This window comes from Celeribacter litoreus (assembly GCF_020165855.1).
GTDB lineage: Bacteria > Pseudomonadota > Alphaproteobacteria > Rhodobacterales > Rhodobacteraceae > Celeribacter > Celeribacter litoreus.
Genome location: NZ_JAIUFY010000005.1, coordinates 922,087 through 936,871 on the forward strand (window position 1 = coordinate 922,087; position 14,785 = coordinate 936,871).

Here is a 14,785-nt window from a genome sequence, read left to right on the forward strand (position 1 = left end):
GGCGTCACCGGTCGGATAACCGGTGCCATCCGCACCTTCGTAATTGCCCTCGACGGTGGTGTTGCCATCGAACAGATAAACCGCATCAGGCTCCGTCCCGCCATCCGTGACATCGGCCGTTGGACCGGCATCATCGACAAGCATGTGCTCGCCAATATTTGTTGCAAGCGAGCCACCGAATTCGCCGCCAATAATACCCCAGTCGATGGCGCCAAGATTGGTATGCAGCAGAGCGTGGTCAACGTCATCAACCCATTGCACCTCGATGAGGTCGTAGGCCGCGACGCCATTTAGGGTCACAAGGGTTGGTTGTCCTTCTGCGTTGAATTCGCTGAAGACGACTGTCACCGTCCGACCGTTGAGATCGAGGTATTCTACGGCATCGCCATCGTAATACACGATGTCTTCATAGACCGGTTCTCCGACATCTTCCGTCCATGTGATCGAAACAGCCTCAATTCCGACAACGTCGGAGGCATCGCCGAGAGTGCTGTCAGGATCTGCGTCGGAGGCTCCGTTGTCGACAATGAGATCTGCACCGTCGGAATATTCGCCGTCATATCCAGAAATTTGAACTTCGACGCCTGTGTTGCCCACGGCCTGCACAATGCCGAACGACATTGTGTCCTGTGAAAGGATGGTGTCGAGATCATCGGCATCTGTGCCATTGTAGTAATTGCCGACAGGTTGGTCGGTGTCGACGAGCATAACAAAGATACCCTGATCCTCGTTCACACTCTGGTTGTTGACGCCGACGGTCGCGACATCCGGAAGGTCGGGGTAGAGCGGGAATTTGCCTGCGCTGCTTGTATTCAGCATGGCGCCAGCGTCACCGCCCTTCTCGTAATCTTCATTCGTATCGACGTTGTAATCCTCGCCCAGAACGAAAATCTTTGTTGTGGACGAGTCGTCCGGCGCGTCCTCTCCGGCAAGGCCGAATAGGAATTTCTTGGGATCAAGGCCGCTAAAGGTCAGGACGCGGGAGGTGTCCGCATAGAGCCAGACGTTGTCGCCGAGATCGACGGTGTCCCCATCGCTCAGTGTTTCGTCCGGGTTCGTGATGGGGCGGAACGAGGCCCAGTAGACTTCGGCAGTCTTGTTGTCCTCAGCTGCATCAAGATATCCGACGACGGCGATTGAGGATGTCTCGAAATCATCTAGTGAATCCGGGAGTTCCCCACCCCACGAGACGTCATCAGGACTGGTGGTTGATCCAACCAGCACTGTTCCGTCCTCGACTGCATAAAGATAGATAATCTCACCGGTATCTGATGTCCGCACGTAATCCATCGGGTCATCGCTTGCGGGGTCGGTCCAGATGTCACCATCTAGTGCGGCGCCAGAACTGTCGGCAGCAAATCGTAGTTCATTGACAGGGTCGGATTCGTCTATCGAAACCCAATCATCTGTGCTGGCGCCGACACCACCCCGATCTCCATAAGTGGAGGTTTCGTCTTCGCCATCTGTAATCAGATTGGCTGCAACGAGCATTTGATAGAATGAGTTTGCGCGTGTCTCCAGATCATCCGCAGTGCCATCGTTGTAGGCGATGTCGCTATCTTCGAGACCAACAGAGTGATCATGAACCAAATTCGTGGTGATTTCTTCAAATGGCATTTTCAGTCCCCCCGGAGTGAGCGCAGATTTTTTGCGGGGAAACCTTCGAGACCGTGGAGCTATGACAAATGACTTGGTGAGCGAGGCACATTTATGCGGCCGTGAACGATCACTCGTGCGGAACGCCGGAAAGCTTCTCTTTACCCCAAAGCAAACATCACCAAATGCCAGAAGACATAGCACTTTGCGCTATGCCAAACTGAGACCAGTAGATGCCAAATTGTGTCCAGAAGAAACGGAACCTTCGTTCCATTGTCAGCTTGTCTGAGACGCAACGAAAACCCGCTCCGCTCTCAACTCTTTTTCCTGAAGTTGGTGGAAACGAACCCCACTCTTTCAGGCTTCCTCCCTGCCTTAAAAAGACCACAATTCCCGAAATTTGTCAATCTGGGTCCGATTCGGACCTTTCTGGCGGTGATGGTTCACGGGCGTCTATGCGCGAAGAGGGAGCCAATTCGGAAGCGTCAAACCTTCTCCGTTACTTCGTCCGGACTGACCCGCATGGCGATCAGATTTTTTGTCCATCTTAAAAAAAATTCGATAGATTTCTACGAGGATGAGGGGGGCATGGTTCGTGAGAACAGTCTTAACCCAGACATCAAGCTCTCTCAGTCTTCGAGGTCGGACAAACCATCTTCGTGATATGAAACGTGGCTTTCGCTGAACGCGCTTTTGGATGCGAGGTACGCGGCCTGCGGAGCGATCGACACCCCCGATTAATGTGTGTGCTCTAGGGTGAGTCGTATGCCTAGAGGGTCGCGAGGTTTGAAACTGTGGCACAGCCCCTCCAGTCCAAAAAATTGCGCGAATATCTTTTCTGTGCTACTCATGAATTCTGCGAGCGCTTTTGTCATCGGTGGAAAGCGCCGTCGCTCCTTGGAGCCAAGACCGATATAAGCGTGCCAAAAAGGCGATTGGGCAAGACGACGAGCAGAAACGGATGAAGCTGGCAGGGCGGATCCGCTTATATTGGCGTTTGACGTTCACGGGCGACGCAACTCCACACATGTGAATTCGCTACAGTGCCGATCTGTGTGATCGGCTTCTATGAAAATTTCGGGAGGCTGGGGGGCCTCCTGCGCATGTATTCGTGTGGGGGAGTGAAGAATGCGTTTCCGGACTGAGTAGGCAGCGTTGATCCTGACAGCCGTTCGGGATCGATCATTTTCAATATGAGCAACAAACCAAGAAACGGGCCGTATCATTCGGCGCCGCTCTCTCGGTGCGGCTGTCTCTTTTAGATCCTCGGCCACTGATTGGGTCTATCTGTCCACCATCCAGCCAGGAAACGCCTCAGTCTTCGCCCTTCGCGCCTCCGAGAGATGAACCAGTGAGGTAAGACTATGCCTGTAGAGACCACCACATACAAAGATGTCTTGGCGTCTGTTCGTCACAACTATCCTACGCTCGTGGTGATCAGTTGCATCGGGAATATTCTCCTGCTCGTGACCTCGATCTACATGTTGCAGATCTATGATCGGGTCCTGACGAGCGGATCGCTCGATACGTTGCTTTGGCTGACTGCGTTGGCTCTCTTCGCGATTGCTATCTACGGCGTCTTGGAACAGTCCCGTCGCCTGATCCTGTCACGAAGTGCCGGATACATCGAAAGCGAGCTCGCCTCGCCCGTCCTCAAACGTCTTTTGAAAACGAAAGTGGCGGGCGGCGAAGCTGAGGCCGGAATTCGCGATGTGAGCGATCTTCGTGCGTTCTACCAATCGGACGCGGCTTTGGCATTTCTTGATGCCCCATGGAGTATTGTGTTCCTTCTTTTCATTTGGGCACTTCATCCTTTCTTGGGGGTCATCGCCACTCTCGGCGCGGTTGTCTTGCTGATCGCATCCATCGCGAATGACAGAATGACGCGTGCGCGGCAGAAAGAGGCCGCACTCAAAGTCCGTCAAGCAAACGAGTTGGCGCTGCACTACCTTGATGGGGCCGGAACGATTTCTCCATTGGGCATGACGGATGCGATTTTCGATCGTTGGCAGGCATTCCAAAACGAAGCGAGGTCTGAACAACAGGCGCTAGGTGAAACGACGACATCCGTTCTGAGCTTCACGCGGTCTTTACGGCTCGCCCTCCAGATTACGATCCTCGGGACCGGCGCTTATCTTGTTTTGCAGGGGGCAATCACTGCGGGCGCAATGATTGCGTCCTCAATCGTCAGCGGCAGAGCCTTTGCCCCGCTTGAACGAGTGACCGCTGCTTGGGCCAGATATGTCGCCGCGAAAGCGGCAAACGAACGGCTCCGCAAACTTTTCCAAATGATCGGGGACGATGCAGAGCCGCTGCGGTTGCCACAGCCGAAAGGTCAATTGGACGTTGAAAGTATAAGCTGTCTGGCGCCGAGAGGCGGCAAACTCATCCTGAGCAGTATTGGCTTTGCGTTGAACGCCGGAGAAGTCTGCGCCGTGACCGGGCCCTCTGGGGCGGGGAAATCAACATTGTGCAAGATGTTGGTCGGCGCTTGGAAACCCGCAAAAGGCAACGTCCGTCTCGATGGGGCAGATGTATTTGAATGGGGTGCCGAGCAACTTGGGCCGCACATTGGATATCTGCCTCAAAAGGTAGAACTCTTCCCAGGCACGATTGCGGAAAATATTGCGCGCTTCGGAGCTTTGAATAGTGAGGCCGTGATCGCGGCAGCCAAAGCTGCTGACGTCCACGACCTCATCCTTCGCCTCCCGAAAGGCTATGAAACTGCGGTTGGTCAATCCGGGAACATGTTGTCGAGCGGACAGCGACAGAGGATCGCTCTTGCGCGCGCTTTGTTCGGAGATCCGTCTTTGATCGTGCTCGATGAGCCCAACTCCAATCTCGATCGCGAAGGTGATCAGGCGCTTGTCGCCGCGTTGATGTCTCTTAAGGCCCGCAAACGTACCGTGATTATCGTTTCGCACAGAGCAGAAGTTCTCAAAACTGCGGACAAGATGTTGTTGCTCCAGGATGGTCACGTCGTGAGCTTCGGAGATATGGCAGACATGCTTCAGCCCGTGAAGCCGGTGTCGCCACCGAACGCGCCCGCACAGCAGCCGAAGCGCCCAAGTCGTGGCCAGAAAGTCGTCGCCGTGAAGGCTGCGCAAGTCAAAGGGTCATAAAATGTGGACGCAACAAATATCTGACTATTTTGAACGCGCAAAAGAGGTGATGCTGGTGTTGGCATCGGTCGCGAAGGCCTATTGGCTCGAAGTCGTCTTACCTGCACTGAAAGAATTCCTCGCTTATGTCGGAGTCACGGACACTGAAGAACAGCGTCTCATCATTATCCTTACAGTGGCGCTTTGCCTGCTCACCGCCTACATGCTTTTGCTTGTTATTGTGCGTGGCTCGCGCAGGCGGCAGAGGCTTTCTCTTTTGCCTGCTCTGACACGGGGGCCACGACGCGTCGCCGCTTTGGCGACCCTCATGCTCGTACTCGTCTTTTCCGGATGGGCTCAAATTGCGCCCTTGTCGAGTGCCGCACTTGCGGTGGGTGTCGTTAGTCCGGAGGGCAGCAGAAAAGTCGTAAAACATCTCGAGGGGGGCATTGTAAGAGAGATCAATGTCCAAGAGGGAGATTTCGTATTGGAAGGCGCCCCGCTTGTGATCATGGATAATGTGCAAGCGAAGGCACTTTTCGATGAGCTCTATGGACGCTACCGCTATTTGTTAGCTGTCGAAGCGCGGCTTATGGCGGAACAAGAGAGCCGGACGACGATCCTTTTCCCGACGGAGCTGTCCAACTCGAGCGATCCGAACGTGGTTACAATCATGACCGCTCAGAAACAGCTCTTGGAAAGTCGCGTAAATGCGGCTCTCAACAGAGGCGCAATTCTCGAGAAACGCGTTCTTCAACTGCAACGGCAGAATGCAGGGCTTCATGAGGTGATCGCAGCAGAGAACCGGCAAGTCGAACTGCTCGAGGAGGAAGTCTCAACCGTCAAAGAGCTCTACGAAACAGGACTTGCGAAGTATCCCCGCCTGCTTGCCCTCATGCGTGAACAAGCCGATATCGAGGCGAGCAAGGCCGAGAATGTCGCGCGCATCGCAGCAAACGAGGAGCAGATCGGAGAAACTGAATTGCAGCTTATTGCAATGAAGGAACAGATCGTCGAAGAGGCCAATAGCTCTTTGGCTGAGGTTCAGCGGAGCCTCTCTGAAATCCGGGCACAGCTTCCCTCACGAAGAGATACGCTCGCACGGACAACAGTTCTGGCCCCGATCTCTGGTCGCGTGCTCAATCTTAGCACGAAGACAGTGGGCGGGGTGCTTGGCCCGGGGGAGACTATTCTCGAAATCGTCCCTGACAACAGTAGTCTTGTCATTGATGCCCGCGTAAAGCCGAATGACATCGACAGGATCTACCCCGGAATGGAAACGCGTGTGATCCTGAGCGCCTATAAGCAGCGCAATCTGCCTTTGATGCACGGGGTTTTGGCCTCGGTCTCGGCCGATAGGGTCATCGAGGACAGGACCGGTGCGGCCTACTTCCTTGCGAAAGTCGAACTCGATCCCGCGATACTTGAAACTGTGGACGACATTAGAATGGTTCCCGGGATGCCTGCCGAAGTCATGATCCTCGACGCAGATAGAACGCTATTCGAGTATCTCTTCAACCCGATTGTGCAGTCGATGAATCGCAGCTTTCGGGAAGATTAGTGTCTCGGGTGCGATTGAGATGATGCCGTCTTAACAGCGCTGGGTTCGGAGCATGAGGCTCGCGGCGAAGGTCAATGCGCCTGCGGCCAAGAGGATGAAGCCGAGGGGTGCAGGCGTGCCGTCGGCAAAGAAACCCGCGAGAGCGGATCCGAAAATCCCGCCGCCGTACTGAATGGCGCCGCACAGCGCCGCAATTGCCCCCGCATTTCGACCGGCGCCCAACATCGCACCTGACAGGGCACTGGGCATGATGAGGCCCGACATGGCGACGAACCCCATCAAAGGAAGGTAGAAGCCCAAAACACCGCCAATGCCGCTCACCGCCGTCACCGCGATGAGCGCGCCGAAGGCCAGTGTTGCGGTCGCCCCGATGCGCAAGAGGAGCGTCGTGCCCGTGCGCGCGACGATACGTCCATTGATCAGGTTCAGAATGAAAATGCCGACAACACCGCTTCCGAAAACCAGCCCGTAGGCTTCGGGTGAGAGACCGTAGAAACCGATAAAGATCGCCGGGGTCCCTGCGATGTAGGCGAACATTCCGACATAAAACAGACCAACGACCAGCGCGTGTGCCATCACATGCCGGTTGCACAGGAGCACCGCATAGGCGCGAAAGCTTGCGCCGAGCGCACTGTCGTTGCGCTCTGGTTTGGCAAGGGTTTCTCCGAGAGACAGCATCCCTAAAAGCGCCATGATCCCGATCCCGCCGAGAACCCAGAAGACCGCGCGCCAGCCAAATGCGCCCGCAACCTGCGCCCCGATGCTCGGGGCGATTAGGGGCGAGATTGTCATGACCGCGATCAGGAGCGACATCATCTGTGCCCCGCGTGCACCGGGATAGAGGTCACGGATCATCGCGCGCGACAATACCACGCTCGCGGAGGCGCCAGTGGCCTGTAAGACCCGCCAGACGACCATTTCGGGGACAGAGCTAGAGAGGGCGCACCCGATGGTGCCGATGATGAACAGGCCCAGTCCGATCACGACAGGCCACATGCGACCGAACTTGTCACTGATGGGCCCCCAGACCAACTGCCCGAGAGACAAGCCGATCAGAAAGCTCGTGACCGTAAATTCCATTGCGCCATGATCGACGCCAAAACTGTCCGCTATCTCGGGCATGGCGGGGAGGTAGATGTCCGTCGACAGACCGGCAAAGGCCATTAAGGCCGCGAGCACGATCATGACGTGCCACACAGCGGCGTGCGGGCGGGGGAGGGTGTCTTTGTCCGCGACTGTCATAGCTCAAACGCCTGCCACTGTGTGCTAGTCCCGATGGCAACCAAAACGGCCTTCATGATGCTCATGCTTTCTCTTTCCTGTTGCCGACGTATTTAGCGGGCTGCAGCGTGATGATTAGACGGTGAATGACGAATGCGTTTATGCGCGGACTGCATAAATGGTGGACTGGCTGTGACACATATCGACGCAAATTCCGCGCCACGACATCGGGTGTTCCCAGGTCGGTAGTCGTCAGAAATGGAAAGACCAGCAGGATTTTCACCCTGCTGGCCGTTTGCGTCACATCGTGATGCGTATGCTTACATGCTTCCGCCGTAGACCGGGAAGAAGCTGTGCTCGCCGTAGTCCTTGATTTTTTCCATGGACTTGAGCGTTTCCATGTCGTCTGCGGAAATCTCGAAGTCGAGCGCTGCGTTGCTTTCCATGTGGGCCGGAGTGGCCGTTTTCGGGAGCGGCAGCAGGTCGAGCTGCAGGCAGTAACGGATCGCGAGTTGCGGCAGGCTGACATTGTATTTGTCGGCCATCGCTTGCACGTCGGTGTTCTTCATTAGCTCACCGTGGCCCATCGGAGAGTAAGCCTCTACGAGGATGTTCTTGCTCTTGCAGTAGTCGATGAGTTCGAACGGGGTGTTGGTGATGTGTGCCAACACCTGGTTGACCATCGGAGCGACGGTGCCGTTCTCGATCAGGTTGTCGAGGTCGGCTTTCTCGTGGTTGGACACGCCGATCGCACGGATTTTGCCCTCTTTGTAGAACTCTTCGAGCGCTTTCCATGCTGCGAGGTTGCCCTCGAAGAAGCGGTCGTCGCCACCGAAGTTTTCCCACGGGGTCGGGCTGTGGATGATCATCAGGTCGATGTAATCAACGCCGAGCAGGTCGAGCGAGCCTTGGATAGCGGCTTTTGCGCCCTCGTAGTCCTTAATGCCTGCGTCGAGTTTGGTTTGGAGGAACAGCTCTTCACGTGCAACGCCGCTGTCACGGAGGCCTTCGCCAACGCCGCGCTCGTTGCCGTAGGCTTGGGCGGTGTCGATGTGGCGGTAGCCAAGCTCGATAGCGGCTTTGACAGCGTCTGCTACTTTGTCGTCGTCAATCATCCATGTGCCTAGGCCGAGTTTCGGAACTTCGACGCCATTGGCGAGGGTGTATGTTTCTTGAAGGATCATGATGTACTCCTTTCCAGTGTTCGTTTTTTCGCCCCGCGTTCGGGAGCGATCGTTCCCGCGCGAGCTTTTGAAAAGCTCTCCGTTCGAAGACGCGGGAGATTTCTCTCTCATGTCTCGATACCTAAGCGCGCAACGTTGGTATGATAATCGGGGCAAAATAGATGGCACTCATGAGGCGGTGTCATAAATAGCCCCGATTGGAAAGCGCCGGTGTTTTGTGCCGGCGTTTCTCGCAATTGATCGGAGATCAGCCGTTGTAATCTTCGTCTGCGACTTTCTCCATCCAGGTCACGGCTTCGCCGTTGATCGCTTCCTGAATAGCGTAGTGGCTCATGGCATTTTCCGGAGCCGCGCCGTGCCAATGTTTTTCACCTGCCGGGAACCATACGACATCGCCTTGCGATACTTCTTCGACCGGGCCACCTTCACGCTGCACGCGGCCGCGACCGAAGGTGATGATGATGGTCTGACCTGCAGGGTGGGTGTGCCACGCGGTGCGGGCACCGGGCTCAAACGTCACGTGCGAGCCGCTGACGCGGCCGGGTTCTTCTGCCTGGAACATCGGGTCAACACGGACAGTGCCGGTGAACCAGTCCTCAGGGCCTTTCATCGACGGGATGGTGCCGGAGCGGATAATTTTCATGATGGTCTCCTTTCACGCGTTTAGTCGCGTATTTTATTGAAGTTATATGTGAGCGCGGCGCCGCCGGGCTGGACATAGGCCAATTCCACGGTTGCCATCGCGAAAGGTTCGATGAAACGGGCGTTGTTCATGCCGCCGCATTCGAGCGGTTCAAAGCCGACATCCCGTATCAAGTCGCCCGCGATCTTCTTTGCGCCTTTGTCATCGCCGTAGGTCATGACCTGCGGGGCAGGAGATTTACCCTTGCGCGCATAGACCGGGTAGAAGCTCTCCGACGGGTTTGTGTTGAAACAGGACACCCAGCGTGCTTTGGGGCGCATCTTGGCGATCTCTTCAGCGCCGGAGGAAGTGGTTCCGACCACCAACTGCGAGTTGCTCGCATTGAGCGGTAGAGAACAGTTTAGCACAACCTTGCCATCCAGATCACCGGCTTGCTCCAGAACATCCGGAACGCGGGACCAGTGAACGGCCAAAAGCAGCGCATCGGCGTCCTTGACGGCCTCCGCGACGGAGCCACTGGTCGCACCCGCATCTCTTGCGAGGCGCTCAAGCTTGGAGGCGCTCCGCGCGTAGGAGAAACACACATCGTGTCCGGCGCTTGCCCAAATAGAGCCGAGTTTCGCCCCCATCAGACCAGACCCCAAGATACCGATTTTCATGTGTTTCTCCTTATCTCTTGTGATTTGAAAACTTGCGCGGGTTTATTCGGCGCGGCTTTCAAATACCTCTTTTGCAACCGGCATCGCCGAGAAAACTTTGGGCCAGCCCGCGTAGAAAGCGAGGTGCGACAGCATGGCGCCAGCTTCTTCTTGGGTCAAACCATTGTCCATTGCTCGGTTGAGGTGGAAGGTCATCTGCTCAGGCTGACCGGCTGCAATCAGAGCGGCCACGGTTACGAGGCTGCGGTCACGCGGCTCTAGGTCTGGACGGAGCCACAGGTCGCGGAACAGGATCTCACGGGTGTTGTCCACGACGCCGATGCTCACGTCGCTATACAGCCCGCTGACGAGTTCTTCGCGCGCGTCCTCGGCCTCTTGGTTCAGCGGCAGAAATTCGACTTCTGCACCTGGCAAGCTGTCCGGTGTAACGCCGCGGGCATCAAAAACTGGCGCTGCTGCCTGAGCGGCGGCAGTTGCGTTGCCGAGACCGGTATAGAACGCGAGATGCGTGATCGTCTCGGACAGTTCTGCCGGCGTGACACCAGCGTCTAACGCGAGCGTCACATAGCTATCGAGGTTCTCGGTCTCGTGACGTGTCATCAGCGCGGCAAAGGTCACGAGCGCACGGTCACGCGGGGACATCGCCTCGTTGGTCCATTCGTTGCCGATGATGGTGTCGGTGGTATAGGCGGAAAGCGCTGGGGAGACCTTGGATACTGCGTCGGGAATTGTCTCGCTGACATCTTGAGCGAAGGCTGCGCTCGTCAGAACTGCAAAAGCGGAAGCGGCGATATGAGTCTTCATGGGAAGTTCCTTTGTTCGGTGTTCTTCCCTTCATGTGGTGCAATGCGGCAGATGGTTAATGCCTACTTACATCACCCCACTTATGACCCGATTTCATGAATAGTCTTCAGCCCCGTTCGCGCAGGGCCTCAAGCACGACCGTAAAGGCGGAAGAGGGGCGTTGGCGGCTTGGATAATAGAGATGAAAGCCCGGAAAATACGGGCAATAATCATCGAGACACATGCGGAGCGCCCCACGGTCGAGATGCGGTTGTGCCAATCGCTCCGGAATGAGCGCAAGCCCATGCCCGTCAATCGCCGCCTGCATCACCGGATTGACGGTGTTGAAGCAGGCTTGGCCCTTGACCTTGACGTTGATCTCTTGCCCGTCCTTGTCCTCGAATTCCCATGCATAGAGCGCGCCGTGGGTTGAGAGGCGCAGGTTGATACAGCGGTGATCCACCAGATCCTGAGGCACATCCGGCGTGCCATGTGCCTCGAAATACTCCGGTGCGCCGACACAGATCATCCGTTCGTCGGGGCCGATGCGCATTGCGATCATGCCATCGCTCACCTGATCCCCATAGCGCACACCCGCATCGCATTGAGAGGCGGCGAGGTCGGTGTAGCCGTAATCCATGACGAACTCGACGTTCACGGACGGGTATTGCTTGAGAATTGGCGAGAGCTTCGGCCAGAGAATGGTCTCGATTGCATATTCGACGGCGACGATCCGCACGGTGCCCGTGGGCTTGTCCTGCGCGTCGTTAAGGGCCTGCAACCTGTTTTCGATCTTCTCGAAACAGGGGTTCAGGGTCGCGAGCAAATCTTCCCCCTCAAGGGTCGGAGCCACGTTCCGCGTCGTGCGCGTCAGAAGGCGCAGGCCAAGACGCTTCTCAAGGCCTTTGATCGTATGGCTCAAGGCCGATTGCGACACGTTGAGACGTGCCGCAGCCTTGGTGAAGCTGCGTTCTTCTGCGACAGCCGCAAAGGCGATCAAATCGTTGATATTTTCGCGTATCATGAGGGAAGCCGGGGATTGGGAGTGGATGATCAAACGGGTTCCCTCACGATATATGTTCCACACTCATAAAGTCGATGGATTGTGCGGAGTTAACTGTTGAAAATTTCAGTCTGTGAGTCTCACAAGGCTGTCATCAGAGGCCCCATCGCGCCGTGGTGAACGATTTGTGGTGATGGCGTAGACCTCATCTCCGACGACCAGCACATCACGGATGCGCCCGTCTCCGGGATAGGCTTCGGTCACGTCGCCCTCGGTCGAGACCCCGAGCACCGCACCCGCCCGCAATCCGGCGAGCAAAAGACGGCCCTCATGCCACGTCAGACCGGAGGGCGCCCATGTGCTGCGGCCCGACTGGGCGAGGGGCGTTTGCATCCCTTCGCGGCGCTCGTTGCCTTGGATGACAGGCCAGCCGTAATTCCCGCCAGCCACGATGCGATTGACCTCGTCATTGCCGGATTGCCCATGTTCTGCGGCATACATCTGGCCGGTTTCGTCCCAAGTGATCCCCTGCGGGTTGCGGTGTCCGTAGGAAAAGATGGGAGAGCCAGCAAAGGGATTGTCCTCTGGCACATCGCCATCCGGCGTCAGGCGCAGGATTTTCCCTGCAAGGCTCTCGAGGTCCTGCGGCAGGGCTGGGTTTTCGGTCCAGCCGGTCGTGACATAGAGCATGCCGTCGGGGCCAAAGGCGACACGTCCACCGTTGTAGAGCGGGTGGCCGGGGATGCCGTCGAAGAGCACGCGGGTTTCACGCCATGTCTCCCCATCGCGCTCTACCTCGATGACGCGATTGGTGCGTGCGTCGGGCGTTCCCGTGTGATGATAGAGGACCGCACGACCCGTCTCGGCAAAGTCCGGACGCAGCGCGAGCCCCAAGAGCCCGCCGCCACGGTCATTGAGGATTGGCGCGCTCGCCAGGACCGGCAGTCGGGTAAAGCTCTCTCCGTCAAACAGGCCAAGTGTGCCTGCTTTTTCAGTGACATAGATGGTGCCCTCGTGGGCTTCGATGTCCCACGGGTAGTCGAGACCGTCGAGCACGGTCTCTCCATTGGCCATAGCTGCACCAGCCAGAGAGGCAGACAGCCCCACTCCGAGAGTGAGGCGCTGCAGGTTTCGAGTGAGCTTACTCGCCATATTCGGCATCCGTGACTTTCTCACCCCATTCGACGGCGACGCCATCGACACCGGCCTGAATCGCATAGTGCGTCACAGAGGTGCTGTCGGTCGCGCCATGCCAATGCTCGACGCCCGGCGGGCACCAGACCACGTCGCCAGCTTCGATGATGTGTTTTTCTTGACCGCGTTCCTGCGTCCAGCCAGTCCCGTGGGTGATCACGAGCATCTGACCGGCAGGGTGGGTGTGCCATGCAGAGCGCGCGCCCGGGAGGAAGGTCACTTCGCCCGCGCTCACATCATTCATTTTTGGTGCAAAGACCGGAGACACGTAGGCTGTGCCAGTGAAAAACTCGTCGCTGCCGATTGAACCGGCGCGGTCGGCGTGGTGCGTGATTTCAACGGATTGCGCCGTCGCCATGAGGGGAGCGGCAGCTAGTGCCAGTCCGAGCAAGAGAGTGCGTTTCATCGTGTCTTTCCTTTGTCGAGGGTCAAAGTGTTTGCGACATCGCGTGTCGTTGCATTCAACCTAGGAAGCGGGGCGGGCATGATCATGGCCCGATCCTTCAGAGCATTCATGATCGCGTCTCATGAATGGCTTGAGGGGAAGGGAGATTATCCCCGACGGGATTTGCGCCATTTTACAGTGCGTACTTCAATCCCCTTCCCAACAGAGAGGACGCTATGTGCGAAGCCTGTAATAACTCACCTGAATTTCTCACTCGCGACGGCGAGAGTCGCCGCGGTTTCCTGACATCTGCGGGTGCTGCCGCCGTTGCAGCGCCGCTGGCAGCCACGAGCTTTGCTGGGGCCGCCCATGCGCAGAGCGCCGATGCAATGGCTGAGAGCCAAGTTCAATCCTGGGCCGCATTTGATACCGACGGCTCTTTTGCGCCGCACACCATCACCCGCCGCGCCGCAGGGCCGAAAGATGTGGTCATCGAGATCATGTATAGCTCGATCTGCCACTCCGACATCCACACCTACAAAGGCGACTGGGGTCCTGCCGTGTACCCGCTGGTTCCGGGCCACGAGATGGTGGGCCGCGTTGTGGCCGTGGGCGCGGACGTGATCAAGTTCCGCGAAGGCGATTATGCCGGTGTTGGCACCATGGTCGATAGCTGTGGCGAATGCGCCAACTGCCTCGCCGACCGCGAACAGAACTGCCTTAACGGCACGACCTTCACCTATGGGTCCGAGGACAAAATCTCCGGCGGTATCACCTATGGCGGATATTCCAAGAAGATCGTCGTCAAGGAAGAGTTCGCCCTGCGCATCCCGCCGGGAGTTGATCTCGCTGGTTTTGCCCCGCTGCTTTGCGCCGGCATCACCACCTTCTCCCCGATCAATCACTGGGACCTGAAACCGGGTCAGCGCTATGGCGTCATCGGCATGGGCGGTCTCGGCCACCTCGCCGTGAAACTTGCCGTCGCGAAAGGTGCCGAGGTTGTGGTCTTCACCACCTCCGAGGACAAAATCGCAGACGCCAAAGAGTTCGGTGCTGTCGAGGCCTATCTCTGGTCCGATGAAGAAGCGCTGGCCAAACAGGCGATGAGCTTTGATCTGATGATCTCCACCGTGCCCGTGGCTTACGACATGCAGCCGTTCCTCAACATGCTCAAACTCGACAAGACGCTGGTAAACGTCGGCGCTCTCTTCGAAGTTGAAGGCGCGCAAGGCATGATGATGGCGTTCAACCGTCAGAGCCTCGCTGGCTCCATGACCGGCGGCATTGCGGAAACGCAGGCTGTGATCGACTTTGCCGCCGACCACGGCGTGGCTGCAAGCTATGAGATGATCACGCCGGATCAGATTGGCGAAGCCTGTGAAAAGGTCGTCAACAAAGAGGCCCGCTACCGGTATGTCATCGACATGACTGCGGCCTGATGCCATCCTGTCAGGA

The 14,785-nt window shown here is 57.1% G+C and carries 12 protein-coding genes; 3 read left to right on the top strand and 9 right to left on the bottom strand.

Features of this window, described 5'->3' with window-relative positions:
* Positions 1 to 1,617: hypothetical protein (locus tag LA304_RS06580; RefSeq protein ID WP_224502310.1), on the bottom strand; the 1,617-nt coding region annotated here is incomplete at its 3' end.
* A gap of 1,343 nt (positions 1,618 to 2,960) precedes the next feature.
* Here LA304_RS06580 and LA304_RS06585 point away from each other — a divergent pair.
* The gene (locus tag LA304_RS06585) at positions 2,961 to 4,718 is read left to right on the top strand and encodes a type I secretion system permease/ATPase (RefSeq protein WP_224502311.1); all 1,758 of its coding nucleotides are present in this window, start codon (positions 2,961 to 2,963) and stop codon (positions 4,716 to 4,718) included.
* A gap of 49 nt (positions 4,719 to 4,767) precedes the next feature.
* Positions 4,768 to 6,258, top strand: coding sequence for an HlyD family type I secretion periplasmic adaptor subunit (locus tag LA304_RS06590; protein WP_224502312.1), 1,491 nt, complete (start codon positions 4,768 to 4,770; stop codon positions 6,256 to 6,258).
* A gap of 30 nt (positions 6,259 to 6,288) precedes the next feature.
* Here LA304_RS06590 and LA304_RS06595 read toward each other — a convergent pair whose 3' ends face one another.
* The 8 genes from LA304_RS06595 to LA304_RS06630 all read right to left on the bottom strand — a co-directional run bounded on the left by LA304_RS06595 (position 6,289) and on the right by LA304_RS06630 (position 13,351).
* Positions 6,289 to 7,500: a multidrug effflux MFS transporter gene (locus LA304_RS06595; protein WP_224502313.1), complete on the bottom strand. Its 1,212-nt coding sequence runs from the start codon at positions 7,498 to 7,500 to the stop codon at positions 6,289 to 6,291.
* A 299-nt stretch (positions 7,501 to 7,799) separates the two neighbouring features.
* Positions 7,800 to 8,663 carry an aldo/keto reductase gene (locus LA304_RS06600; protein ID WP_224502314.1) on the bottom strand — a complete coding sequence of 288 codons (864 nt, stop codon included), beginning with the start codon at positions 8,661 to 8,663 and terminating at the stop codon, positions 7,800 to 7,802.
* Positions 8,664 to 8,910: 247 nt separating this feature from the next.
* Positions 8,911 to 9,306, bottom strand: coding sequence for a (R)-mandelonitrile lyase (locus LA304_RS06605; protein WP_224502315.1), 396 nt, complete (start codon positions 9,304 to 9,306; stop codon positions 8,911 to 8,913).
* Positions 9,307 to 9,326: 20 nt separating this feature from the next.
* Positions 9,327 to 9,965 (bottom strand): NADPH-dependent F420 reductase, encoded by a 639-nt coding sequence (locus LA304_RS06610; protein ID WP_224502316.1) that lies wholly within the window; start codon positions 9,963 to 9,965, stop codon positions 9,327 to 9,329.
* A 42-nt stretch (positions 9,966 to 10,007) separates the two neighbouring features.
* Positions 10,008 to 10,769 carry a carboxymuconolactone decarboxylase family protein gene (locus tag LA304_RS06615; RefSeq protein WP_224502317.1) on the bottom strand — a complete coding sequence of 254 codons (762 nt, stop codon included), beginning with the start codon at positions 10,767 to 10,769 and terminating at the stop codon, positions 10,008 to 10,010.
* A gap of 106 nt (positions 10,770 to 10,875) precedes the next feature.
* Entirely contained in the window at positions 10,876 to 11,772 is an 897-nt protein-coding gene (locus tag LA304_RS06620) for a LysR family transcriptional regulator (RefSeq protein WP_224502318.1), read from the bottom strand.
* Positions 11,773 to 11,877: 105 nt separating this feature from the next.
* Positions 11,878 to 12,903 (bottom strand): PQQ-dependent sugar dehydrogenase, encoded by a 1,026-nt coding sequence (locus LA304_RS06625; RefSeq protein WP_224502319.1) that lies wholly within the window; start codon positions 12,901 to 12,903, stop codon positions 11,878 to 11,880.
* The gene (locus tag LA304_RS06630) at positions 12,893 to 13,351 is read right to left on the bottom strand and encodes a (R)-mandelonitrile lyase (RefSeq protein WP_224502320.1); all 459 of its coding nucleotides are present in this window, start codon (positions 13,349 to 13,351) and stop codon (positions 12,893 to 12,895) included. The genes LA304_RS06625 and LA304_RS06630 overlap by 11 nt, the downstream gene beginning before the upstream one ends.
* 215 nt (positions 13,352 to 13,566) lie before the next feature.
* Here LA304_RS06630 and LA304_RS06635 point away from each other — a divergent pair, with 215 nt between their 5' ends.
* Positions 13,567 to 14,769 carry an NAD(P)-dependent alcohol dehydrogenase gene (locus LA304_RS06635; RefSeq protein ID WP_224502321.1) on the top strand — a complete coding sequence of 401 codons (1,203 nt, stop codon included), beginning with the start codon at positions 13,567 to 13,569 and terminating at the stop codon, positions 14,767 to 14,769.
* Positions 14,770 to 14,785 lie beyond the last annotated feature (16 nt).

What these genes read in the sequence shown, in the direction of transcription:
- LA304_RS06585 (WP_224502311.1), top strand. Translation starts at nt 2,961, where the DNA reads ATGCCTGTAGAGACCACCACATACAAAGATGTCTTGGCGTCTGTTCGT.
- LA304_RS06590 (WP_224502312.1), top strand. Translation starts at nt 4,768, where the DNA reads ATGCTGGTGTTGGCATCGGTCGCGAAGGCCTATTGGCTCGAAGTCGTC.
- LA304_RS06595 (WP_224502313.1), bottom strand. Translation starts at nt 7,500, where the DNA reads ATGACAGTCGCGGACAAAGACACCCTCCCCCGCCCGCACGCCGCTGTG.
- LA304_RS06600 (WP_224502314.1), bottom strand. Translation starts at nt 8,663, where the DNA reads ATGATCCTTCAAGAAACATACACCCTCGCCAATGGCGTCGAAGTTCCG.
- LA304_RS06605 (WP_224502315.1), bottom strand. Translation starts at nt 9,306, where the DNA reads ATGAAAATTATCCGCTCCGGCACCATCCCGTCGATGAAAGGCCCTGAG.
- LA304_RS06610 (WP_224502316.1), bottom strand. Translation starts at nt 9,965, where the DNA reads ATGAAAATCGGTATCTTGGGGTCTGGTCTGATGGGGGCGAAACTCGGC.
- LA304_RS06615 (WP_224502317.1), bottom strand. Translation starts at nt 10,769, where the DNA reads ATGAAGACTCATATCGCCGCTTCCGCTTTTGCAGTTCTGACGAGCGCA.
- LA304_RS06620 (WP_224502318.1), bottom strand. Translation starts at nt 11,772, where the DNA reads ATGATACGCGAAAATATCAACGATTTGATCGCCTTTGCGGCTGTCGCA.
- LA304_RS06625 (WP_224502319.1), bottom strand. Translation starts at nt 12,903, where the DNA reads ATGGCGAGTAAGCTCACTCGAAACCTGCAGCGCCTCACTCTCGGAGTG.
- LA304_RS06630 (WP_224502320.1), bottom strand. Translation starts at nt 13,351, where the DNA reads ATGAAACGCACTCTCTTGCTCGGACTGGCACTAGCTGCCGCTCCCCTC.
- LA304_RS06635 (WP_224502321.1), top strand. Translation starts at nt 13,567, where the DNA reads ATGTGCGAAGCCTGTAATAACTCACCTGAATTTCTCACTCGCGACGGC.